The sequence below is a fragment of the Pseudomonas sp. AK-TSAG1-1 genome (assembly GCF_056821665.1).
The window spans coordinates 1,772,615-1,796,190 of sequence record NZ_CM165965.1 but is presented as its reverse complement, the minus strand read 5'-3'; the positions used below and the strand labels follow the sequence as shown (position 1 = coordinate 1,796,190).

Sequence of the window (23,576 nt, the reverse complement as noted above, 5' to 3'; positions counted from 1 at the left end):
GGCTCAGCCGATGACCATCGGAATGTTCTTGTAGAGCTGGATGATGTATTCCATGAACGTCTGCACCAGCCATGGGCCGGCAACGATCAGGGTCACCAGCATCACCAGCAGACGCGGCAGGAAGCTCAGGGTCTGTTCGTTGATCTGCGTCGCGGCCTGGAACATCGCCACCAGCAGGCCGACCAGCAGGCTCGGCACGACGAGGATTGCGACCATCATCGTGGTCAGCCACAGCGCTTCACGAAAGATATCGACCGCAACTTCCGGCGTCATGGCGAAACACCTCCGAAGCTACTGGCCAGGGTGCCGATAATCAGCGCCCAGCCATCTACCAGCACGAACAGCATGATCTTGAACGGCAGGGAAATGATCAGCGGCGACAGCATCATCATACCCATCGCCATCAGCACACTGGCCACGACCAGGTCGATGATCAGGAAAGGAATGAAGATCATGAAGCCGATCTGAAACGCAGTTTTAAGCTCGGAGGTGACGAATGCCGGCACCAGAATGGTCAGCGGCGCCTGATCCGGAGTGGCGATGTCGGTGCGCTTGGACAAGCGCATGAACAACTCCAGATCGCTGGTGCGGGTCTGCGCGAGCATGAAGTCCTTGATCGGCACCTGGGCCTTTTCCACCGCTTGCTGCGCGGTGAGTTTTTCCGCCAGATACGGCTGCAGCGCATCGTTGTTCACCCGATCGAACACCGGGGCCATGATGAACATGGTCAGGAACAGCGCCATGCCGGTGAGGATCTGGTTCGATGGCGTCTGCTGCAGACCCAGGGCCTGACGCAGGATCGAGAAGACGATGATGATCCGGGTGAAACTGGTCATCAGGATCACGGCCGCCGGAATGAAGCTCAGGGCGGTCATGATCAGCAGGATCTGCAGGCTGACCGAATACTCCTGCGCGCCGTCGGCGTTGGTGCCCAGCGTGATCGCCGGGATCGACAACGGATCGGCGGCGAACGCCAGCGGCGCGGCCAGCATCAGGGCCAGCGTCAAGACGATGCGTAGCGCACCCATTACTTCTTATCCTTCTGATCCTTGCCGAGAATCTTCAGCAGATGCTGGGCAAATTCCGGGGTCGCTTTCTCGCTGGTGCTCGGCACCTGCACCGGCTCCTTGAGCACATGCAGCGCGGTGATGGTGCCAGGGCTGAGCCCCAACAGAATCTGTTCGTTGCCGACCTGCACCAGCATCAGCCGGTCGCGCGGGCCAAGTGCGCGGGACCCGATCAGCTCGATCACCTGGCCCTTGCCCGCAGGGCCGGCCTGCTGCACCCGGCGCAACAGCCAGGCGAGGAAGAAGATCAACCCGAGTACCAGCAACAAGCCGAAGACCAGTTGTGTCAGTTGCCCGGCCACACCACTGCCGACCGCCGGCGCGGCATTCGCAGCAGCAGTCGTGGCGGCCGGTTCGGCGGCCAGCACACTCAATGGCAGCGCCAGCAGCGCCCAGAGAAAGCGCTTCACTCAGCGCAGCTTCTTGATGCGTTCGCTTGGGCTGATCACGTCGGTCAGGCGGATGCCGAACTTCTCGTTGACCACCACCACTTCGCCGTGTGCGATCAGCGTGCCGTTGACCAGCACGTCCAGTGGCTCACCCGCCAGGCGATCAAGCTCGATCACCGAACCCTGGTTGAGTTGCAGCAGGTTGCGAATGTTGATGTCGGTGCTGCCCACTTCCATCGAGATCGATACCGGGATGTCGAGGATCACGTCCAGGTTCGGACCGTCCAGCGTCACCGGATCGTTGTTCTTCGGCACGCTGCCGAACTCTTCCATCGGCAGACGGTTGGAGCTGGCGGCGCCGGCGTCAGCGGCCAGCAGCGCGTCGATGTCAGCCTGGCCGTCACCGGTCTCTTCCAGGGCAGCAGCCCATTCGTCAGCCAGTGCCTGATCGTCCTGGGCGTTCATATCGTCGTTCATCATTTGTCCTCGGCGGGCAACAATTCAGTTAAATGCGTGGGGGTGAGAGCGCCGCTTCAGCGACGCTCGATCGGCTCGATCACTTGCAACGCGAGGTTGCCTTTGTGCGAGCCCATCTTGACCTTGAAGGCCGGTACGCCGTTGGCGCGCATGATCATGTCTTCCGGCATCTCGACCGGGATCACATCCCCCGGCTGCATGTGCAGGATGTCGCGCAGCTTCAACTGACGGCGGGCCACGGTGGCACCGATCGGTACGTCGACATCGAGCACGTCCTGACGCAGGGCATTGACCCAGCGCTCGTCCTGATCGTCGAGGTCCGACTGGAAACCGGCGTCGAGCATCTCGCGCACCGGCTCGATCATCGAGTACGGCATGGTCACGTGCAGGTCGCCGCCACCGCCGTCGAGTTCGATGTGGAATGTCGATACGACAATCGCTTCGCTCGGGCCGACGATGTTGGCCATGGCCGGGTTCACTTCCGAGTTGATGTACTCGAAATTGACTTCCATGATTGCCTGCCAGGCTTCCTTCAAATCGACGAAGGCCTGTTCCAGCACCATGCGCACCACGCGCAGCTCGGTCGGGGTGAATTCACGGCCTTCGATCTTGGCGTGACGACCGTCGCCGCCGAAGAAGTTGTCCACCAGCTTGAACACCAGTTTGGCGTCGAGGATGAACAGCGCAGTGCCGCGCAGCGGTTTGATCTTGACCAGGTTGAGGCTGGTCGGCACGTACAGCGAGTGCACGTATTCGCCGAACTTCATCACCTGTACGCCACCGACGGCAACGTCCGCCGAGCGGCGCAGCATGTTGAACATGCTGATGCGGGTGTAACGGGCAAAACGCTCGTTGATCATTTCCAGGGTCGGCATGCGTCCACGGACGATGCGATCCTGACTGGTCAGGTCGTAGCTTTTGACACTGCCGGGTTCGGCAGCGTTATCGGTCTGTACCAGACCATCGTCGACGCCATGCAACAGCGCATCGATTTCATCCTGGGACAGCAGATCCTGCACGGCCATGTCGTGTTCCTACTGCAGTACGAAATTAGTGAAAAGCAACTGTTCGATCACCACTTTGCCCAGCTCTTTCTGCGCCACTTCCTGGACGCTGGCCGTGGCCTTCTGGCGCAACATCTCCTGCCCGACCGGCGTCGCCAATGTGGCGAAATCCTGACCGGAGAAGAGCATCACCAGGTTGTTGCGGATCACCGGCATGTGCACTTTGAGCGCCTCCAGATCGGCCTGGTTACGCGCCAGCATGGTGATACTCACCTGCATGTAGCGCTGACGGCCGTTCTGGTTGTAGTTGGCGACAAACGCTGGCGCCATCGGCTCGAAGATCGCCGGCTGCTTGCCGACCGGAGTGGCCTCGGCCGCTGCGGCAGGCTTGCTCTGAGCACTGTGCATGAAGTACCAGGTCGCGCCCACGGAAACACCGATCGCCAGCAGCAGAGCCACCACGATCAGGATGATCATCTTGAGTTTGCCTTTGGTCGCGGGGTCTTTTACAGCTGCTGCTTCGCTCTTCGCCATGCCAATAATCCGTCACTAATCGGGTTTTCACAGTCGCACGGCAAGGCAAGAGCAAGTGTTATGCCAGAAGTGTCGGAGAGCGGAATTGTGTAGAGCCCCATAACCAATGTGGGAGCGAGCCTGCTCGCGAAAGCGATTTAACATTCAACATTGATGTCGACTGTCATGACGCATTCGCGAGCAGGCTCGCTCCCACAAGGGGTGTTGCGTTGTATCAGGCGTAATAGTCGACGGCGCTGGAGCCAATCACGCTGGTGGTTTGCGCAGCGGCTTCAGCCACCGCCGCCGGGGTCAGCTCTTCTTCCGCCGAATCCAGACGCCCGCCAGCGGCACTGGTGCGGCCACTCTGACCTTGCTGCGCCTGCTCCTGGCCCTGCTGACCCTGCCAGCCACGGCTCTGGTCAGAGACGTTGACGTCGACCTGGCCCATGCCCTGCTGGGTGAACATGTCACGCAGGCGATGCATCTGGCCGTCGAGGGCTTCACGCACGCTCGGGTGCGCGCTCATGAACGTCACCTGGGTCTGCTGGTCCGGCACCATGTTCACGCGGATGTCCAGACGTCCGAGTTCCGCCGGTTGCAGCTGAATATCGGCGGCCTTCAGATTGGCGCTCGACAGGTACATGACGCGGTTGACGATTTCTTCGGTCCAGCCGCTCTGGTGCATGGCGATCGGCTGGTTCACCGGCACCGCGTTCGCGGTTTTCGGGGTGGCCGCCTGGGTCAGCGCCGCCAGACGGTTGGCGAAATCATCGACACGGGTGTCGCTGGTAGCAGACTTGAGATCTTTGAGGCCATCGTCGATCAGGCCGCTGAAGGCTTTCTCACCGCTCTGACTGGTGCTGTCTTTGTCGGCCTGCACATCGAGCATAGTGGCCATGCCAGCGGCAAAGGTCTGCGCCGAAGTCAATTCACTGTCGGCCTGAGTCTGGGCCGGCGCGGCTTTGGGCTGGGACTGGCTGGCGGCAGAAATATGCCCGCCCTGCTCCATCGCCATACGCACCGCCGGCAGCGAGTCGAGAGGATCGGCTGCCGGGTCGAAAGCGCTGTCGGTGGGGGCCGCCGGGTCTTTGACCACCGCTGGCGCAACGGTAGCGGCCACGACCGGTGTTTCTGTTTTGGTCGGCGCCGGGGTTTCAGCGACCGGGGTTGGCGCTACGGGCGTGGCCACCAGCGGTTGCACGGTTTGCGCCAGCGCCGGATCCAGTGCCGGATCCACCGGGGTGGTGTCTGTCACCGGAGTCTGCGCGGTATCTGCAGCTGCGTCGTCGCTGGCCGCCTGATCATCGGACGTCGTCGACGCCGTCTTGTCGGCAGGCAAGGCATTGCCGCTATCGGCAACGGTCTGTTGCGCGGCGGCAGACGACGACGTGTCGGCATCCTTTTTATCGCTGTTGTCAGCGACTTTGTCGCGCGCCGGTTTCAACGAATTGTCAGCACTGGCGAGGGTCTTTTTCGGGCCTTGATCGGCGAATACCTGAGCGAAGCTTGAGGCCTTGTCCCCGGTATCTGCGGCCATTGCCGGCACTTTGGCAGCGGCGGCTTGCGCCTTGGCCTGGGCGGCAGATTGAAGAAGAACATTGGGGGTCGCAGGCATGACACGGTCTCCGCTGCACTGGGATCGTAGGTACAGTTGAAGGGGATTATTGCAAGTGTCGGGCCAGATTCGTCCGGCGCTTGCGAAAAGCGCCGGACGGCAGGATTCAATGGGTCAGTGCGTGCTGGCGCTCGTCCTCGTAAACCGGACGGACATCGGCGAACTCGCTGCTGATGTCAGCCACCAGCTCTACGATTTCGGTTGGACTCTTGTCCCTGGCGTCCGACTCCAGCGTCTGGCAAAGCGTCGCCAGGCGAACCGCGCCCATGTTGCTGGCGCTGCCCTTGAAACTATGGGCAAGCTCCGCCAACACCTTGGCATCGGCGGTCTTTTGCAATTGATGCAAGCGACTTTCAGAATCGGTCAGGAAGGTATCCAGCAAATCCGGATAGCTGTCCTCCATGACTTCGCGCAACGCATCGAGTACTTCGCGATCCACATGTTTGTCAGTCACTTGTTCACTCCTTGATCAAGAATTCGCGAATTATGCCTTAACCTCCCAGAAAAACTCCACGCAAGCACTGCGACCTTCGTCCGACCAACTGGCGTTATGCCCCAATTGCCGGATCAAACTGACACCACGGCCCGACAGGCGGACACCGTCAAGCGGCCGTTCCATCACTCGCGTCACGTCAAAACCCTTGCCGCTGTCCTCGACGCGGATAACCAGACAGCCACCGCTGCCTTGCGGACGCACCTGCAGGTGTACGCGCACATAACCGTCCTGCAAGGCCTCCAGCCGTTCATTGCGCTGCTCGTAGTAGCGAGCGAATCCACTGGCATCGCGCTTGAGGCTGGAATCCAGACCCAGCACGCCATGCTCCAGCGCATTGGAATACAGCTCCGCGAGCACGCTGTAGATCGCGCCGCCTTGCGTGCGCAAACCGTGCACTTCCAGCAACAATTGCAGCAAGTACGGCAAGGGATTGAAGCGTTTGAGCGTGGCACCGCGAAACTCGAAGCTGACTGACCAGTCCAGCGGACACGATTGGCCGCTGTCGGAATAGACCGGCGCCGACGGCACCACCTGCGCCGCCTCCAGCAGGCTGATCTCGACCATGCTCACATCGTCACGAGGCTCACCGCGAAACTCGCGCAAGGCCTGATCGATCTCGGCAAACAGGTTGTCCGGCTCACGGTTGGCGGCAAACAGTTGCTGCAAGCGCTCGACACCGAACAACTGGTCATCGGCATCCGTGGTGTCGATCACTCCGTCCGAGAGCAGGAATACCCGGTCACCCACGGCCAGGGTCTGCACCTCGGTGCGATCATCAAACGCTTGCGGGCTGAGCACGCCCAGCGGCAAATGCCGCGCCGGCAGCGGCACGCGCTCCCCGCTGGCGATCCGGTGCAGATAACCGTCAGGCATGCCACCGTTCCACACCTCCACCGAACGCCGCTGAAAACTCAGGCAGAGCATGGTCGCGCAGCAGAACATGTCCACCGGCAAGATGCGCTTGAGCTTGGCGTTCATCTCGCGCAGGGTTTCGGCCAGACCGTAACCCTTGGCAGTCATGCCATAAAACACTTCGGCCAAGGGCATCGCCCCCACCGCAGCCGGCAAGCCGTGACCGGTGAAATCGCCGAGCAACACATGCATGTCGCCGGCCGGGGTGTACGCCGCCAACAGCAGATCGCCGTTGAACAACGCATAGGGTGATTGCAGGTAACGAATGTTCGGGGCACTGAGGCAACCCGAGTGCGCGACCTTGTCGAACACCGCTTTGGCCACGCGCTGTTCGTTGAGCAGGTAATCATGATGCCTGGCGATCAGGTCGCGCTGCTGCAGCACCGTGGCCTGCAAGCGGCGCAAACGATCCATCGCCTTGATTTTGGCGGCGAGAATCACCTGATTGTAGGGCTTCGCCAGAAAGTCGTCGCCACCGGCCTCCAGGCAACGGGCCAGCGCCTCACTTTCAGTGAGCGACGTCAGGAAGATAATCGGCACCAGGGTTTCCCCTGCCAGCGCCTTGATCTGCCGCGCCGCTTCGAAGCCATCCATCACCGGCATCATTGCGTCCATCAGCACCAGATGCGGTGGCTGGCGCCGGAACACCTCCAACGCTTCGGCGCCATTGGCCGCCGTCAGTACCTCATGCCCCTGACGGCGGACGATGGTCGACAACAGCAACCGATCGGCGGCGCTGTCTTCGGCGATCAGGATCGTCAGCGGCTCTTGCGCCTGCATGGCCGTCAACTGATGTCGAAGAGTTTGTCGAAGTTGGAGATGGCGAGGATCTTGCGCACATCGGAGTTGCTGTTGACCACCCGCACATCCGAATTGTCGCCGCCGGCGTGATCGCGCAGCAGGAGCAGCATGCCCAGTGCCGAGCTGTCGAGGTAGGTGGCTTCTTTCAGATCGACCACGATGGAGTCGGGCGTTGGTTCCAGTCGCTCATAGGCCTCGCGAAACTCCTGATGGCGCCCAAAATCGAACCGCCCCCTGACCGAAATCGTCAGTTTTTGACCATCCGGAGAGACTTCTGTAACGACTGACATTGACTGGCTTCCTTGTCATTGACGAACGTGTACAAGGTTTAGCACTTGGACAGGTTTGGGGCAAGGTGCGACGCAGATCTACTGCGGGAGCGGGCTTGCTCGCGAATGCAATCGGTCAGTTGACTGAGCTGTTGAGTGACACGACGCCTTCGCGAACACGCTCGCTCCCACAGGGTTTAGCCGCGCTGCTTAGAAGGGTTCATGTCGCGGCAAGCGCTGCGACAATTCGTCCAGCAACTTCTGTTCGCGCTTGTCTTCGAGGCGTTGCGCCTCTTCGCGGTAGCGCTGCACCAGTTTGCGCAAGCCTTCGACCTTGGCAAACGCCTGCTGCCAGGCGTCCCGCGCCTTGACCAGGTTGTTCTGGTGCCAGACCAGACTCTGGCGCTGCTGGTCAATGGCGGTGTCCAGTTGTGCCAGAAAGCCGTGATAACCAAGCAGCCATTGCCCGGACACGCCGTCGCTGCCGCGCACGATCCACTGCTCCTGGTAATCCAGACGAAAGGCGTCGAGGTCGGCGAGTTTGCTTTCAGCCACTTTGACCTGACCCTGAAAGTAGCCCAGACGCTGCACGGCAGTTTTTTCGGCCTGCTCGGCCATGTCCACTACCGGCGCCAGGCGTGCGGCGCGACTCACGGCCATGGCCGGTTACCCGCCTGCCGCAGGCGCGAACAAGGTTTCCAGATAGGCCTGGCTTTCGCCCATGTTGATTTTGTCGTTCAGCCCCTGTCGCTGGTAGCGGGTCAGTTGTGGCTGCAGCGAGATCGCCAGGTCAGTTTCGCGGTCGCCACCGGCCACGTAGGCACCGACACTGATCAGATCGCGACTCTGCTGGTAGCGCGACCACAGTTGCTTGAAGTACTGCGCACGCTGCATGTGTTCCGCCGAGACCACGGCCGGCATCACCCGGCTGATCGAGGCTTCGATATCGATGGCCGGGTAGTGACCTTCCTCGGCCAGACGCCGGGACAACACGATGTGGCCGTCGAGCACGCCCCGCGCCGAGTCGGCAATCGGGTCCTGCTGGTCATCGCCTTCGGACAACACGGTGTAGAACGCAGTGATCGACCCCCCGCCCTTCTCCGCATTACCGGCGCGCTCCACCAGTTTCGGCAACTTGGCGAACACCGAGGGCGGATAGCCCTTGGTCGCCGGCGGTTCGCCAATGGCCAGCGCGATTTCCCGCTGAGCCTGGGCGAAACGGGTCAACGAATCCATCAACAGCAGGACGTTTTTGCCCTTGTCGCGGAAATACTCGGCAATTCGCGTGCAATACATTGCCGCGCGCAGTCGCATCAGCGGCGCATCGTCCGCTGGCGAGGCGACCACTACCGAACGCTTGAGGCCTTCTTCACCGAGAATGTGCTCGATGAACTCTTTGACTTCTCGGCCCCGCTCACCGATCAGGCCGACGACGATGATGTCGGCCTCGGTGAAGCGGGTCATCATGCCCAGCAGCACCGACTTACCGACACCGGTACCGGCGAACAGACCCAGACGCTGACCGCGCCCAACCGTCAGCAACCCGTTGATGCAACGGATGCCGACGTCCAGCGGTTCGTGGATCGGGTCGCGGTTGAGCGGGTTGATCGTCGGGCCGTCCATCGGCACCCAGTCCTCGGCCTTCATCCCGCCCTTGCCGTCCAGCGCGCGTCCGGCGCCGTCGAGCACACGACCGAGCATGCTCATGCCCATCGGCAACCGACCGGTTTCAGCCAGCGGCACCACGCGGGCACCCGGGGCAATGCCGGCGACGCTGCCGACCGGCATCAGGAATACTTTGCTGCCGGAAAAACCCATGACTTCCGCTTCCACCTGGGAGGGGTGATAGCTGTCGTCGTTGATCACCAGGCAGCGCGTGCCCATGGCGGCGCGCAGGCCTTCGGCTTCGAGGGTCAGGCCGACCATGCGCAGCAGGCGGCCTTCGAGAATCGGCGCACCGGCCATTTCAGTGGCCTCGGCGTAGCTGCTCAGGCGCTTGGCGAAACTGGTGCGTTCAAGGCGCATCGGGGGTGTCCGCGAGCGGCTCGTCAGGGGTGGCGGCCGATTTGGCTTCTTCGGGCAGGTCCAGGCTCAGATCCGGCACGGCCGGGTGCAAGGCCTGTTCGTGCAACTGGTCGAACAGCTTGTCCATGACCTGGGTGACCCGGGTTTCGATGCTCGCATCGATACGGCTGTGCGCGGTTTCAACCCGGCAACCACCGGGCATCAGCGCTTCATCCTCGACGATGCGCCAGGATTCTTCGTGACGCTCGCGCAAGGCCTTGGCCTGCTCGAAATCCTGCGGATTGACGTACAGACGCACGTTGTCCACGCCCAGCGGCAACAGCTTGAGCGCGTCACGCATGACGTGTTCGATCTGGCTGGAGTCGATGGCCAGTTCGCGCTTGATCACCTGTTTGGTGATGTGTTGCACGAGGTCGACCAGCGACTTTTCGATCTGTGTGTCCTGCTCAGCGATCGGCTCGAACAGGTGCGTCATCAGTTGCTCGAGGCTGGCCAATTTCGCCGCCAGCGCGACTTCGGCTTCCTGACGCACCTTGAGCGTGGCGCTGTGAAAACCTTCTTTCTCGCCGATGCCGAAGCCCTCGTTGTAAGCCTCCTGACGGATACTCTCGAGTTCTTCCAGGGTCAGTGGCTGGACTTCCTCCAGCGGCACTTCTTCCATTTCCGGCGGTTCGGGCTCCGGTTCCGGCTCGGGTTCCGGTTTCGGCGGATCGAAGCTGGGCAGTTCCCAGGATTCGAAACCACGGACATCGCGGGCGCGGATCAGATCCGTCACTGACTCGTCATGCTTGTCCATGGGCTTAGATCATTTCCTCGCCACCCTTGCCACCGAGCACGATTTCGCCGGCTTCGGCCATACGACGGGCAATGGTGAGGATTTCTTTCTGCGCGGTTTCCACGTCGCTGACGCGCACCGGGCCTTTGGCCTCGAGGTCGTCGCGCAACAGCTCGGCCGCACGCTTGGACATGTTCTTGAAGATCTTTTCCTTGACGCCTTCGTCCGAACCCTTGAGGGCCAGCACCAGCACATCGGACGACACTTCGCGCAACAGCGCCTGGATACCGCGGTCGTCGACGTCGGCGAGGTTGTTGAACACGAACATGAGGTCTTCGATCTGACCGGACAGGTCTTCGTCGACTTCGCGGATCGAGTCCATGAGCTGGCCTTCGATCGAGCTGTCGAGGAAGTTCATGATATCCGCCGCACGCTTGATGCCACCCAGGGTGGTGCGCGAGGCATTCGAGTTGCCGGAGAACTGCTTCTCGAGAATCTGGTTCAGCTCTTTCAGTGCTGCCGGTTGCACGGTGTTCAACGACGAGACGCGCAGGATGATATCCAGACGCACCTTGTGGTCGAAGTTGCCGAGCACTTCACCGGCCTGATCCGGGTCGAGGTACGCGACCACGATGGCCTGGATCTGCGGGTGTTCGTAACGGATCACGTCGGCAACGGCGCGCGGTTCCATCCATTTCAGGCTGTCGAGGCCGCTGGTGTTGCCACCGAGCAGGATACGGTCGATCAGGCCGTTGGCCTTGTCTTCACCCAGGGCCTGGGTGAGCATTTTGCGCACATAGTCGTCGGAGCCGACGCCCAGGCTGGTCTGATCGCCGACGATGTCGACGAACTCGCTCATGACCTGCTCGACCTGCTCGCGATGGACGTTGCCCATCTGGGCCATGGCCACACCGACACGCTGAACCTCTTTGGGGCCCATGTGGCGCAGCACTTGGGCTGCATCGGTCGAACCCAGGGACAGCAGCAGAATCGCGGCTTTGTCGACCTTGTTCAGTTTGACGGTTGCGGCTCGGTTATCACTCATCTGCGTTAATCCACTCTTTCACGACCTGAGCCACGCGACCCGGATCTTCAGCCACCAGACTCTTGATTGCATTCAGCTGTGCGTCATAACCCTCGCTCGGGCTAGGCAACAGAATGCTCTGCGGACCACCGAGGCTCACGCGATCGTTGGCCAGTTCGCCGTCCAGGCCGCCCATGCCACCGAGTTCCACGTCGCTGCCAAGACCGGCCAGCTCCTTGCCTTTGCCGCCGCCGGTGATGTTGTTCAACACCGGACGCAGCACACCAAACACCAGCACCAGGATGAACAACACACCCAGCACTTGTTTGACGATGTCCCAGAACCATGGCTGGGAGTAGAACGGAATATCGGCGACCACTTCACCGCGCTCGGCGGAGAACGGCATGTTGATCACGCTGACGCTGTCGCCACGGCTGGCATCAAAGCCGACGGCGTCCTGCACCAGACGGGTGAAGCGCGCCAGTTCATCGGCGCTCCACGGCGCGCGGGTGGTTTCACCGTTGGCCGCATTGACCTTGACCTGATCGTCGACCACCACCGACACCGACAGACGATTCAGGCGACCCTGCTGCTGTTTGGTGTGGCTGATGGAACGGTCGAGCTCGAAGTTCTTGGTGGATTGTTGACGCTTGTCCGCCGGGTACGGCGCGAGCATCGGCTGGCCGGTGGCCGGGTCCATGATCTGCTGGCCGTTGGCATCAACCAGTGGCTGACCTGGTTGAATCATGCCGGTGGAAGCCTGCGCGCCACCAGTGGTTTGCGGTGCCGAAGCTGGCGCCGGCGGCTGGTTGCTCAGGGCACCCGGCACACCTTGCGGGCCATTGCTGGCGGTGCGTTGCTCGTTCACCGACTGCTCGCTGCGCAACGCCGGCTGGTCCGGATTGAACTGCTCGGCGGTCGATTCGACGGCGTTGAAATCGATGTCGGCCGAAACCTCAGCCTTGTAGCGATCGTTGCCCAGTACCGGTTGCAGAATGTTGTGCACGCGCTGGGTGAGCATGCTTTCCATGCGACGGCTGTAATCAAACTGCTTGCCGGCCATGGTCATTTCGGAGTTTTCCGCCTGATCGGAGAGCAGGTTGCCCTTCTGATCGACGACGGTGATCTGCGATTTGCTCAGCTCAGGCACGGAGGTGGCCACCAGGTTGATGATCGCGATCACCTGACCAGGCTCCAGCGAACGCCCGGAGTACAGCTCGACCAAGACCGAGGCACTTGGCTTGCGCTCATCACGCACGAACACCGAACTCTTCGGAATCGCCAGGTGCACGCGGGCACCCTTGACGTTGTTCAGGCTGGAGATGGTGCGCGCCAGTTCGCCTTCCAGACCACGACGGTAGCGGGTCGCTTCCATGAACTGGCTGGTGCCCAGACCCTGTTCCTTGTCGAGGATTTCGAAACCGATGTTGCCGTCGCTGGGAGTGACACCAGCGGCAGCGAGTTTCATCCGCGCACGGGACAGGTCGTCGGCCTTGACCAGCAAGGCGCCGGAGTTCGGCTCGACGGTGTAGGGAATGTCGGCGGAGGCCAGAGTGTCCATGACCTGCTTGGCGTCCATGCCGGCAAGGCTGCCGTACAACGGACGGTAATCCGGCTGCTGCGACCACAGCACCACGGCAAAGCCAATCGCCACGCTCGCAGCCAGGCCGACCAACAGGCCCACCTGACGCAACATGGTCATCTCGGAGAGGTTTTCCAGGAAGGACAGGCCGAACAGCGGCGGTTTGCCGTCTGTCGGGGTGGCCTTGGCCGGAACGTTATCGGCGACTGCTTCTGCCATGACTCAATCTCGTCCTTAAACCGGCATCTGCATGATGTCTTGATAAGCCTGAACCAGCTTGTTGCGCACCTGGGTCAGAGCCTGGAACGACACGCTGGCTTTCTGCGAGGCAACCATCACGTCGGTCAGATCGACGCCGCTCTTGCCGATTTCAAATGCATTGGCCAACTGAGTCGACGCCTGCTGGGTATCGCTGACTTTGTTGATGGCCTGACCGAGCATGTCGGAAAAGCTGCTGCCTGCCAGTTCAGGGACGGCGGCAGTCGATTTCGGCGTGGCCATGGCGTCCATTTTCATGGCCTTCATGTCCATCATCAACCGATTAAATTCAATACCTTGGCTCATGGTCTACTCTCTTGGGCGGCCCGCAATTTTTTGACACTCACTCGGCGGGTACACAGGTGTTAGCAACAAGGGTGCCAGCTCGGCTGATCTTGTTTCACAAATGCCGCTGTGGGCTGTGCGCGAACTCGGGATCACCGCAAAACAACTGCGGGAGTGGGCTCGCTCCCGAAGGCGGCGTGTCATTCAACAATGATGTGAAAGACCTGACCTCTTCGGGAGCAAGCCCCCTCCCACCGTTATTCGCGTCAACTTTCAGGTGGCGAACAGATACCCTTCGACATCCATCCCGGCATCGCGCATTTGCGCCAGCTTGTAACGCAGGGTTCGCGGACTGATACCGAGTTTTTCCGCGGCCTCCTTGCGCCGGCCACGCTCGGTACGCAGGGTGTCGATGATCATCTGAAACTCCCGGCGCCGCAGGTCATCGCCCAGCGCACCGGCGGATTCGGCCTCGACTTCGATCTCGCGCACCAACGCTTGCACTGGCGCAATGACCGGCGCAGCGGTGTAAGTCACCGCACCCGTCAGACAGAAATCCTGCGGCTGGATCAACCCGCCCTGCTGCAGAATCAGTGCACGCTGAATCGCGTTATCCAGCTCGCGTACGTTGCCCGGCCACGGGTAATTCGTCAGACACGCCTGCGCTTCCCGCGAAAGTTTCGCCGTCGCATGCTTCATTTTATTGACGTGTTTGTTCAGCAACCGCTCAGCCAGCGGCAGGATATCGGCAGTGCGCTCGCGAAGTGGACGCCAGGCCAGCGGGAAAACCGACAGACGGTAGAAAAGATCCTCACGGAAGCGCCCCGCCGCCACTTCGCCGGCCAGATCACGGTTGGTGGTAGCGACCACACGGATGTCCAGGATGATCGGCTTGCGCGCGCCGACGCGCTCGACTTCGCGCTCCTGCAAGACCCGCAGCAACTTGGCTTGCAGGCTCAGGGGCATTTCGGAAATTTCGTCGAGCAGAATGGTGCCGCCATCGGCCTGTTCGAACTTGCCAGCCTGCGCCGCGATCGCGCCAGTGAACGAGCCTTTCTCGTGACCGAACAGCGTGGCTTCGAGCATGTTGTCGGGAATCGCCGCACAGTTGATCGCGATGAACGGCTGACTGGCACGATGGGAATGCTGGTGGATGTAGCGCGCCAGCACTTCCTTGCCCGTGCCGGATTCTCCGGAGATCAGCACCGTGGAATCACTGCGGGCAACGCGCGCCGCCAACTCCAGCAACTGCGCACTGGCCGGTTCGACCGCCACCGGACCTTCAGTTTCAGCAATGCTGATACTGCCCAAGGCATGCCGCGAAACGAGATCCAGCAGCGCCTTTGGCTCGAACGGCTTGACCAGATAATCCGCCGCGCCCTGACGCATCGCATCCACCGCGCGCTCGACCGCGCCATGCGCTGTCATCAGCAGCACCGGCAATTGCGGCTGCCGGGCACGCAGCAATCCGAGCAATTGATGGCCATCCATGCCGGGCATGTTGACGTCGCTGACCACCAGACTGAACGCTTCGCGCTCGACCGCTTTCAACGCCTCTTCAGCGCTGCCGACTGCCTGGTAGTCGTGGCCTGCCAGCAACAGCGTATCGGCCAGCGCTTCGCGCAACGAGCGGTCATCCTCGACCAGCAAAACCTTGATGCCCATGACGTTCACTCAGCTCCCTGTACAGCGGAAAACAACGGCAGGATCACCTGCGCGCACGTGCCGCGCCCGACCCGCGAACGCAGCTGCAATTCTCCCTGATGCGCCCGCGTCACTGCCTTGACCACGGTCAGGCCAAGTCCGGTGCCGGTCACTTTGGTGGTGAAAAACGGCTCGCCGAGACGCTCGAGCACCACCGGATCAATACCACTGCCACTGTCGCTGACACACAGGCGCAGGCTGTTGTCGCGGGTGTAGCAATGCACTTTCAGGCGCACGTTGCCGTCACTGGCCTGAATCGCGTTTTCAATCAGATTCAGAATCGCCCCGACCAGGGTGTCGCGATTGCACAGCAACTCGCCGGCGTGGCTGTCGCACTGCCAGCGAATCGGCAAGTCCTGCACATGAGTCAACGCTGCCGCTTGCAGCGACTGCATCAGCGCATTGGGGGTGATGCGATCGGTCAGCGGCAACTCGCCACGGGCGAACACCAACATGTCACGCACCTGATGCTCCAGCTCATGCAGACGCTCTTTGAGGCGCCCGGCAAAGCGCTGCTGGGTGGCGACCGGCAATTGCTGCTCAGTCAAATGACTGGCGTACAACAACGCAGCGGACAAGGGGGTGCGTATCTGGTGGGCCAGCGAGGCGACCATGCGCCCCAGCGAGGACAGACGCTCATGGCGCGCCAGTTGATCTTGCAGATGACGGGTTTCTGTCAGGTCGTTGAGCAGCACCAACTGCCCCGGCTCGGCGTCCAGCGAACGAGTGGCAATCGACAGGCGTCGACCGTTTTTCAGGGAAATTTCATGGCCGTCGTCTTCGCGCGGGGCAAAGCAACGGGCAATGACATGGCGCCACAATTCGCCTTCCAGTGGCAGCCCGAGCAGATCGATCGCTGCCGGGTTGGCTTCACGCACGATGCCATGGCCGTCAATCACAATGACGCCGCCAGGCAGCAGATCGAGGAGGTTTTGCAGACGGTTGGCCAGACGCTCTTTCTCGGCCAACTCCTGCATGCGCTGGGCACTGACCACCGCCAACTCGCCCTTGAGCTCGGTCACCCGGGCTTCCAGCATGCTGTAGGAGTCGGTCAATTGACTGGACATCTGATTGAACAGCGCGAAGGCCTGCTCAAGACCCTGACGGCTCGCCTGCTCTACGGACGACGGTAGCCCCTCGGCATTGGAGGCAGAAGACATCTGGGCGTGGGGCATTGTGTTCTCTCGCTTGGCTGACCGTCAGTTAAACGGAACGTTGCGAGGGATGTAGCAATACCCGTGCCTAAAAAAAACAGCTTATAAATGAAGAGCTTGAAAAACAGGCGTCAATCATCCGCCTGTTCGTCTCCTTCGCGCCGGCTCATGCCGTACTTGCGCATCTTCTCCACCAGCGTGGTGCGACGAATACGCAGGCGTTCAGCGGCACGCGCCACGATGCCATTGGCATCGTCGAGCGCCTGCTGGATCAGGCCCTGCTCCAGACCGCCAAGGTAATCCTTGAGGTCCAGGCCCTCGGGCGGCAGCATGGCGTTGGCGGTGAAGTCCGGGGTATGGCCGTTGATCGCCACACGCTCTTCGAGGTCGCTGCGCAGGCTGTCGACCATCTGCTCATCTTCGTCGTCGACGTAGCGGAATTTCTTCGGCAACTCGACCACGCCGATCACCCCGTACGGGTGCATGATCGCCATGCGCTCCACCAGGTTGGCCAGCTCGCGGACGTTGCCCGGCCAGCCGTGACGGCACAGCGACATGATCGCCGCCGAATTGAAACGGATGGAGCCGCGCTTTTCGTGCTCCATGCGCGAGATCAACTCGTTCATCAGCAGCGGGATGTCTTCGACGCGCTCACGCAGCGGCGCCATCTCGATCGGGAACACGTTCAGGCGATAGTAGAGGTCTTCGCGGAAAGTGCCGATCTCGATCATGCTTTCGAGATTCTTGTGGGTCGCGGCAATGATGCGCACATCGACGCTCTGGGTCTTGTTGCTGCCCACACGCTCGAAGGTACGCTCTTGCAGGACGCGCAGCAGCTTGACCTGCATCGGCAGTGGCATGTCGCCGATTTCGTCAAGGAACAGCGTACCGCCGTTGGCCAGCTCGAAACGCCCGGCACGGCTGGTGATGGCGCCGGTGAACGCGCCCTTCTCATGACCGAACAGCTCGCTTTCCAGCAACTCGGCCGGGATCGCCCCGCAGTTGACCGGAACGAATGGCGCATCGCGACGTTTGGAATGGTAATGCAGGTTACGGGCAACCACTTCCTTGCCGGTACCGGACTCGCCGAGGATCAGCACACTGGCGTCGGTATCGGCCACTTGCTGCATCATCTGGCGCACATGCTGAATCGCCCGGCTGGTGCCGACGAGGCTGCGAAACAGATTGGGTTCGCGATGACGGCCGCGCTCGCGGGCCTGGTCGTACATCTCGCGATAGACCTGGGCACGGTGCAGGGAGTCGAGCAATTTGCTGTAGCTGGGCGGCATTTCGAGGGTCGAAAGCACTCGACGACGCTGGTCTTCAGGCAAGTCAACGGAAGAATTATCGCCCATCAACAACACCGGAAGGAACTCATCCCAGGTTGAGAGTGTCTTTAGCAAGCCCAAAAGCGCACCAGGAGCATTGACCGTCCCGATCAGTACGCAAATGACCTCACGACTAGACGACAAAGAGCCGACTGCCTGCTGCCAGTCATGGCTGCCGCAGGGTAAATTTTCTTCGCCGAGAAAATTTAAGATCACCGCCAGGTCGCGGCGGCGGACGCTATCGTCATCGATCAGCAGAATTTTGGTTTCACGCCACATGCAATAGCAACTTCCCTAGTCAACTCAATGCCCGAAAAATGGGGCAAGCGAGACGCTTGCAGGACACCTTGTGCCTGTAGACGCCTGAAATCTGAAAACAGCCACTAGTTAAGTCAAAAAACCGTGCACAGTCAAATTTATGGCGCACATGTCTGGATTAACTGGGGGTTAATTAACCAAACAGATGGTAAACCTTTGCCGCCTTTTGCGCTTGGGTGATCTGCGACATCTCGTTGGCTATCGCTTGCCGCTCACCCATGGCCGCCTCCAGCAACTGCTTGTAGACGTGCAGCAACTCTTCGAGGTTCTCGCGCAACGCGGCCTCGTCCAGCGAAGCCTCGGCCATGACGTCTTCCATGCAGGAACGGCAAGCCAGGTCCAGCTCGCCAATGGCTTCCCAGTTACGTTCGGCCAGCGCGCTGACCAACGCTTCACGGGTATCTGCGATTCGCTGCAATACAAGATTCATGGTGATCTCCTTTAAAACTGAGGACCCGGCGGAGCAATGCCGTCCCAGCCTTCCTTCACGGTGCGCAGCAGGCCCGCCACTTCATCGAGAATCTTCGGGTCGCTGCTGATATTGGCCTCGGCCAGACGCTTCATCATGTAGATGTACAGCTGATCGAGCTCACCCACCGTATCGGCGCAGTTATCCAGATCCAGACCTTCGCGCAAGCCACTGATAATGCCGATAGCCTTGCTGATCGATGTGCACTTGCCCGGAATATCCTTGCGCTCGATGGCGCCTTTGGCCTGAGCGATGCGATCCAGGCCACCTTCCATCAACATTTGCACCAGACGGTGCGGGCTCGCTTCGGACGTTTGCGCGTGCGCACCCACTTTCTGGTACTGCCGAAGGGCTAACATTGGGTTCATGTTCTACCTCATTGCCACAATGACTCGTATAGCCAGTGTATCGCCAACGAATGACAAAACTTTAGATCTAAAGACAAAAACCCGGCGCACGCCGATGAAGCGTAGCCGGGTTTTTGTCGTTCCTGCCTGTTACTTCGCGGACTGCTGAGCGTTCAGCGAGCTGAAGAACGACGTGATGTTGCTCGCCGTGGCCTTCATCTGCCCGACCAACAGGTCCATGGCGTTGTATTTGGCGGTCAGGGTTGCCGTCAGGTTGGTGACGTGCAGATCCAGTGCAGCCTGCTGCTTTTGCACGTTCGAGGCCAGATTGGTCAGGTTCGAGCTGCGCTGATCGAGCAAGCCACCGGTCTTCACATAAGGGTCGACCGCAGCGTTCATGCGCGCCAACAAGCCATTCTTGGCGTCGGTACCGCTGAACATCTGTTGAACCTGACCCGCCATACCCGGCGTTGCCAGACGCTGGTTGAGCGTAGAGCTGTTGATGGTCAGCAAACCGGTCTGGCTGTCAGTCATGACACCCAACTGCGACAACACCGCCAGTTGGCCGCCAGCGCCTGTGTCCGTCAGTTGTTCACGGATATCCGCCATCAGCGAACGCGGCAGCGAGTCACCGGTGAACGCTGCGGAAACCGTCAGCTTGCCATCGGCGTCCGGCGTTGCCTTGGACAGCGTGTCGATGGTTTTCTTCAGGGTGTTGTAGGAATCGACAAACGTCTGCAGCGACGTCTGGATACCTGCAGTGTTGGTCGCCACAGAGATGACCGAAGCGGTTTGCGCGCCGTTCACAGTAGGGCTGGCGGCAGTCAGGTTCAGCGTCATGCCGCTGATTGCACCTGTCACCGTATTGGTCTTGCTGGTAACCGGCAGCCCGTCGATGGTGAGCACCGCATCCTTGGACAGTTCACCCACGGCACCGGCAGTACCGGCCGAAGGATTGTCGCCCATCTTCTGGGTGCCATCGATTTCCAGACCGGCAATGCCGCTGACCTGCAGGTCCATGCCCGCGCCGGTCTTGCTCGAACTGAGCACCAGACGCGAGGCGCCGGAGCTGTCAGTCACGATGTTGGCGGAAATACCGTTGCTTGCCTGCGCAGTGTTGATCGCATCGCGAGTGCTCTGCAGCGTGGCATTGGCCGGGATCGTGACGTTGTAATCAGTGCCATTCTGACTGATTTTCAGGGTACCACTCGGAATGGCACTGGCGGCACCACCGGCAAATGCGGCACTGGCTACTTTCGAGCCGGTGGCCAGGTTCTTGACGACCACGTTGTAGGTACCCGGAACAGCGGTACTGTTGGAAGTCGCGCCGATAACCGACGGCGAGTCCGAAGTAGCGGTGTAGCCGGCAAATGCGGGGGACGTCGCATTGTTCAGGTCATTCATCGACTTCTGGAAAGCGGCCAGGGCGCTTTTCAATGAACCGACACCGGAAATCTTCAGCGAGTTGGTTTTCGTCTGATTATCGATTTGCGTCTGTTTCGGCGCCTTGTCGGCGTTGACCAGTGCCGTCACGATCGCACCGATATCCAGGCCGGAACCCAGTCCCGAACCCGGTAAAATTGGACTTGCCATGCTGAATCTCCCTTCAGGTTACTGCCAGACTTTTGACCTGTACCAGCTTCTAAAAATCTTATAAACACTATTCATGCCAGCTATCAGACTTTGGCGTCGAACAACACGTGACTCGCATTGGCGAGGCTGTCTGCCAGCTTGAGGGCTTCTGCGGAAGGGATCTGTCGAACAACCTCACCCGTCTCGCTTGCAATCACCTTGACGATGACCTTTCCGGAATGCTCGTCGATCGAGAATTCCAGATTGCGCTTGATCGACTGTACAAACTTCTCGATCTCCTGCACTGCCAGTTTCAACTTGGTATCGTCCGAATCCTGATTTTTATCAGCAACCGAAGTCTCGACACTGGCAACCTTAGGCGTCTCTGGCGGCTTATCAGCAACAGGCGTTGCTGGCTTTGGAGCCGGATAAGACACGTTAAGCTTGACGCTCATGTCCATGCTCATCACCTCCTAAACTAAAAAAGCGAGAGAGCGCGACCAGCGCACTCCCCCGCCCTAACTCTTTCCGAAATTACTGAAGCAGCTTCAGTACAGCGGAAGGCAGTTGGTTGGCTTGAGCCAGAACGGAGGTCGAAGCCTGCTGCAGAGTTTGCTGCTTGGTCAGGTTAGCAGTTTCTGCGGCGAAGTCGGTGTCTTGTACACGACCCTGTGCTGCAGTGGTGTTTTCCACGATGTTCTGCAGGTTGGAGATGGTGCTGGTCAGACGGTTTTGCGAAGCACCCAGGCTCGAACGAGTGCTGTTGATCGCGGCAATTGCAGCGTCGATCGCGGTGATTGCGTTGTCGATGTTGGTAGCTGCGCCCGATACGCTAGCACCGGTCAGAACTACAGTACCGCTACCTACGGACAGGCTTACGGCGTCGAACTTGGAGCTCAGTACCAGGTCGATGTGGTTAGCCGAACCGGTGTTCGCGCCCACTTGCAGGGTCACAGTACCAGCCGAACCGTCCAGCAGGTTTTTGCCGTTCAGGTTGGTGGAAGCAGCGATACGGGTCAGTTCGTCCGACATCTGAGCGAATTCAGAGTTGGTTGCTGCCTGGTCGATGCTGCCGTTGGTACCGGTACGGGCTTTAACAGCCAGTTCACGCATACGCTGCAGAATGTCGGTCGAAGCTTGCAGAGCGCCTTCAGCGGTCTGAGCAACGGAGATACCGTCGTTGGCGTTCTGGATAGCCTGGTTGCCACCACGGATCTGGGAAGTCATGCGGGTAGCGATTTGCAGGCCAGCGGCGTCGTCTTTAGCGCTGTTGATTTTCAGGCCGGAAGACAGGCGCTGCATCGAAGTCGACAGGGCGTCGGAAGCACGGTTCAGGTTCTTTTGAACGTTCAGCGACGTGGTGTTGGTGTTTACTGTTAAAGCCATGACGAATTCCTCGTTGGTTGGGTACTGCGGCTTCCGGCCCTGGCAACCGCCTGGAATGGCCTAGAGAACCTTCGTAATAGTTATCGTCGGGTTGGCAGGTTGCTTGAGGGCTTTTTGAAAAAAATTTGCCATCACCCTGCCACCCCAGAGAAAACAAGGGCTTAGCGCCCTCCCATCCACGTAAAAATGACGTCATAAAATCGACCTTCGCGCAAAGCCGCGGGCCAGCGCGGTCGGTCAATGTGCCAATCGTGCTTTTTGCAACAATTCGATCAACTCGTACTCCATCCAGTCAGCCAGCCCCAACCAATCCTGACGCTCCTGGCAGTCGAGCATCTGCGTGAGCACAAAGGCCCAGTCCTGCGCAACGGCCGGAGGCGCGGATGCCAGCAACTGCTGCGCACCCTCGAACAGATCGACCATGTCCAGCGCCGCCTCGACATCGCGGCCCAGACGAAACAGCCCGGCGCACTGACGGCATTCGTCGACGCATTGCTCAATCGCCGTCATTGCACAAACTCCTGATTGAACTGCGTCCCGGCGATCTGTGCGCCCGCCCGGCTGCTGTTAAAGAACTGCACCTGCGGATGCGCGGCGATATAACGCTCCAGCACACACAGGTAGCCACGGAAATTCAACTGCGTCCTGACCCGCTCGCCAAATCCGTCACGGACCCAGTGCCGAGCCTGTTCGACGGGAGGCCCGAGATCGCCGTCATCCCATCCGGCATGAGTCCTGTTCATCGGGAAGGCAAAATCGGCACCGAAAAGAGTGATGCGTGTGGCGCCCATTTTCACGGCCAGATCCACCGCAGGGTGAATCACGCTGCCACCGGCATGCAGTTCGGCCCGCGGATACTGCTGACGCAAGGTGGCATAGACGGGGCTGGCGGTATAAGCGCCGTAGCGCTTGCCCTTCCAGGCTTTCAATACATCCGGAGCACTCATGGGCAAGTACACCAGCGGGATGCCGTCGGACGCCTCGAAAGGCAAATGCCGAAAGCCGATCAGCTTGTCGATGGTCACCACCAGATCGGGGATGATCCCGTGCTTGCGCAATGGCCGATAAGCCGTGTCGACACAGATAAACAGTGGCCGCTCCGCCTGCCCGCGCACTGCCGCCAGCCGTTCGAAATGTTGTTCCAGGCTCGGCCCGGTGCCGATCACGTAGATTTCGCGGCCGAGGCAGGTGCCAAACAGCTGCGCCACGTCATCGTCCGCCAGCAGCACCTCCAGACTGTCCTGCAAACGCTGCTGAATGGCCGGCGATTGCGGATCGAAATCACGATTGTTGAAACTCAGGTGGACTTCATTGACCAGCCGATCACGAACCTTCGCATTGAAGTCATCGGCCAGCAGCATTTCGGCAGGCAGCGCAAAAAACGGCGTGAAGAGATCCGCATGATCGCCGGCGTACATCAGTTCCACTCTGGGATCGGCGAGCCATTGGCGCTGATCGAGCAGTTGCAGCACCAGTGCAAACAAGGCGCCGTTGAGGATGTGCACGTACAGCCGTTCAAGTCCGTCGCGCTCCAGCAACACCGACGGCAGATCGCCAAGCCCCGTGCCGTAGACGTGCAACCGCGGTTTTTCCGCCAGGCTCGCCGCCTGGACCCGGGCCTCGTGGACCCGATCGTGACGACTGGTCAGTTGAATCCCGTCGACACTCAGCGTAGAGCCCAGGCCTTGCACCAGTTCGGCTTGAATAGCCGAACTGTCTTCAGCCATCAATCGTGCAAACAGCGCCGGCCAGCGTTGCTGGATCACCTCGGCGTTGGCTTGGAAAAACTCGCTCATGCCGGCT

Annotated in this window: 26 protein-coding genes; all 26 read right to left on the bottom strand. The window is 60.3% G+C overall.

The genetic code is table 11. The features are described 5' to 3' along the window. Positions 1-3 precede the first annotated feature (3 nt). Positions 4-273, bottom strand: a complete 270-nt coding sequence (gene fliQ, locus AC1UK9_RS08210; protein WP_003222897.1) for a flagellar biosynthesis protein FliQ — start codon at positions 271-273, stop codon at positions 4-6. Further along, a complete protein-coding gene (fliP, locus tag AC1UK9_RS08205; protein ID WP_003222895.1) occupies positions 270-1,028 on the bottom strand; it encodes a flagellar type III secretion system pore protein FliP in 759 nt (252 codons plus the stop codon). Before fliP ends, fliQ begins: the two co-directional genes overlap by 4 nt. Further along, positions 1,028-1,477 carry a flagellar biosynthetic protein FliO gene (gene fliO / locus AC1UK9_RS08200; RefSeq protein ID WP_473014851.1) on the bottom strand — a complete coding sequence of 150 codons (450 nt, stop codon included), beginning with the start codon at positions 1,475-1,477 and terminating at the stop codon, positions 1,028-1,030. The genes fliP and fliO overlap by 1 nt, the downstream gene beginning before the upstream one ends. After that, a complete protein-coding gene (fliN, locus tag AC1UK9_RS08195; RefSeq protein ID WP_025111935.1) occupies positions 1,478-1,933 on the bottom strand; it encodes a flagellar motor switch protein FliN in 456 nt (151 codons plus the stop codon). Between the two features lie 56 nt (positions 1,934-1,989). Further along, positions 1,990-2,958: a flagellar motor switch protein FliM gene (fliM, locus tag AC1UK9_RS08190; protein WP_003222890.1), complete on the bottom strand. Its 969-nt coding sequence runs from the start codon at positions 2,956-2,958 to the stop codon at positions 1,990-1,992. 9 nt (positions 2,959-2,967) lie between these two features. After that, positions 2,968-3,471 carry a flagellar basal body-associated protein FliL gene (gene fliL, locus AC1UK9_RS08185; RefSeq protein WP_007966247.1) on the bottom strand — a complete coding sequence of 168 codons (504 nt, stop codon included), beginning with the start codon at positions 3,469-3,471 and terminating at the stop codon, positions 2,968-2,970. 214 nt (positions 3,472-3,685) lie between these two features. Next, positions 3,686-5,068 (bottom strand): flagellar hook-length control protein FliK, encoded by a 1,383-nt coding sequence (locus tag AC1UK9_RS08180; protein WP_025111936.1) that lies wholly within the window; start codon positions 5,066-5,068, stop codon positions 3,686-3,688. A 106-nt stretch (positions 5,069-5,174) separates the two neighbouring features. Next, complete coding sequence (locus AC1UK9_RS08175; protein WP_473014848.1) at positions 5,175-5,522, bottom strand: Hpt domain-containing protein; 348 nt, start codon at positions 5,520-5,522, stop codon at positions 5,175-5,177. Between the two features lie 30 nt (positions 5,523-5,552). After that, on the bottom strand, positions 5,553-7,256 hold the full coding sequence (locus AC1UK9_RS08170; RefSeq protein WP_482579822.1) for an ATP-binding SpoIIE family protein phosphatase: 1,704 nt from the start codon (positions 7,254-7,256) through the stop codon (positions 5,553-5,555). Positions 7,257-7,261: 5 nt separating this feature from the next. Continuing rightward, the gene (locus AC1UK9_RS08165) at positions 7,262-7,567 is read right to left on the bottom strand and encodes an STAS domain-containing protein (RefSeq protein WP_473014846.1); all 306 of its coding nucleotides are present in this window, start codon (positions 7,565-7,567) and stop codon (positions 7,262-7,264) included. A gap of 189 nt (positions 7,568-7,756) precedes the next feature. After that, positions 7,757-8,206 (bottom strand): flagellar export protein FliJ, encoded by a 450-nt coding sequence (gene fliJ / locus AC1UK9_RS08160; RefSeq protein ID WP_025111940.1) that lies wholly within the window; start codon positions 8,204-8,206, stop codon positions 7,757-7,759. A 6-nt stretch (positions 8,207-8,212) separates the two neighbouring features. After that, a complete protein-coding gene (gene fliI / locus AC1UK9_RS08155) occupies positions 8,213-9,571 on the bottom strand; it encodes a flagellar protein export ATPase FliI (RefSeq protein WP_025111941.1) in 1,359 nt (452 codons plus the stop codon). Further along, a complete protein-coding gene (gene fliH / locus AC1UK9_RS08150; protein ID WP_482579821.1) occupies positions 9,561-10,367 on the bottom strand; it encodes a flagellar assembly protein FliH in 807 nt (268 codons plus the stop codon). The genes fliI and fliH overlap by 11 nt, the downstream gene beginning before the upstream one ends. A 4-nt stretch (positions 10,368-10,371) precedes the next feature. Continuing rightward, positions 10,372-11,391, bottom strand: a complete 1,020-nt coding sequence (fliG, locus tag AC1UK9_RS08145) for a flagellar motor switch protein FliG (protein WP_007920042.1) — start codon at positions 11,389-11,391, stop codon at positions 10,372-10,374. Beyond that, positions 11,384-13,171 (bottom strand): flagellar basal-body MS-ring/collar protein FliF, encoded by a 1,788-nt coding sequence (gene fliF / locus AC1UK9_RS08140; protein WP_025111943.1) that lies wholly within the window; start codon positions 13,169-13,171, stop codon positions 11,384-11,386. Before fliF ends, fliG begins: the two co-directional genes overlap by 8 nt. 15 nt (positions 13,172-13,186) lie before the next feature. Further along, complete coding sequence (gene fliE, locus AC1UK9_RS08135) at positions 13,187-13,516, bottom strand: flagellar hook-basal body complex protein FliE (RefSeq protein ID WP_025111944.1); 330 nt, start codon at positions 13,514-13,516, stop codon at positions 13,187-13,189. A 252-nt stretch (positions 13,517-13,768) separates the two neighbouring features. Continuing rightward, positions 13,769-15,160 (bottom strand): sigma-54-dependent transcriptional regulator, encoded by a 1,392-nt coding sequence (locus tag AC1UK9_RS08130; RefSeq protein WP_482579820.1) that lies wholly within the window; start codon positions 15,158-15,160, stop codon positions 13,769-13,771. A gap of 5 nt (positions 15,161-15,165) precedes the next feature. Continuing rightward, complete coding sequence (locus AC1UK9_RS08125) at positions 15,166-16,359, bottom strand: sensor histidine kinase (RefSeq protein WP_177327352.1); 1,194 nt, start codon at positions 16,357-16,359, stop codon at positions 15,166-15,168. A gap of 125 nt (positions 16,360-16,484) precedes the next feature. After that, a complete protein-coding gene (locus AC1UK9_RS08120) occupies positions 16,485-17,960 on the bottom strand; it encodes a sigma-54 dependent transcriptional regulator (protein WP_003222863.1) in 1,476 nt (491 codons plus the stop codon). A 172-nt stretch (positions 17,961-18,132) separates the two neighbouring features. After that, positions 18,133-18,429, bottom strand: coding sequence for a flagellar protein FliT (fliT, locus tag AC1UK9_RS08115; protein WP_025111947.1), 297 nt, complete (start codon positions 18,427-18,429; stop codon positions 18,133-18,135). An 11-nt stretch (positions 18,430-18,440) separates the two neighbouring features. Then, positions 18,441-18,836, bottom strand: a complete 396-nt coding sequence (fliS, locus tag AC1UK9_RS08110) for a flagellar export chaperone FliS (RefSeq protein ID WP_003222858.1) — start codon at positions 18,834-18,836, stop codon at positions 18,441-18,443. Between the two features lie 129 nt (positions 18,837-18,965). Beyond that, positions 18,966-20,408 (bottom strand): flagellar filament capping protein FliD, encoded by a 1,443-nt coding sequence (gene fliD / locus AC1UK9_RS08105; RefSeq protein ID WP_473014843.1) that lies wholly within the window; start codon positions 20,406-20,408, stop codon positions 18,966-18,968. Between the two features lie 83 nt (positions 20,409-20,491). After that, positions 20,492-20,848, bottom strand: a complete 357-nt coding sequence (locus tag AC1UK9_RS08100; protein ID WP_482579819.1) for a flagellar protein FlaG — start codon at positions 20,846-20,848, stop codon at positions 20,492-20,494. A 73-nt stretch (positions 20,849-20,921) separates the two neighbouring features. Beyond that, entirely contained in the window at positions 20,922-21,773 is an 852-nt protein-coding gene (locus tag AC1UK9_RS08095; RefSeq protein ID WP_003222852.1) for a flagellin domain-containing protein, read from the bottom strand. Positions 21,774-22,010: 237 nt separating this feature from the next. Beyond that, the gene (locus AC1UK9_RS08090; protein ID WP_482579818.1) at positions 22,011-22,283 is read right to left on the bottom strand and encodes a hypothetical protein; all 273 of its coding nucleotides are present in this window, start codon (positions 22,281-22,283) and stop codon (positions 22,011-22,013) included. Further along, positions 22,280-23,569, bottom strand: coding sequence for a motility associated factor glycosyltransferase family protein (locus AC1UK9_RS08085; RefSeq protein ID WP_482579817.1), 1,290 nt, complete (start codon positions 23,567-23,569; stop codon positions 22,280-22,282). Before AC1UK9_RS08085 ends, AC1UK9_RS08090 begins: the two co-directional genes overlap by 4 nt. Positions 23,570-23,576: the final 7 nt, after the last annotated feature.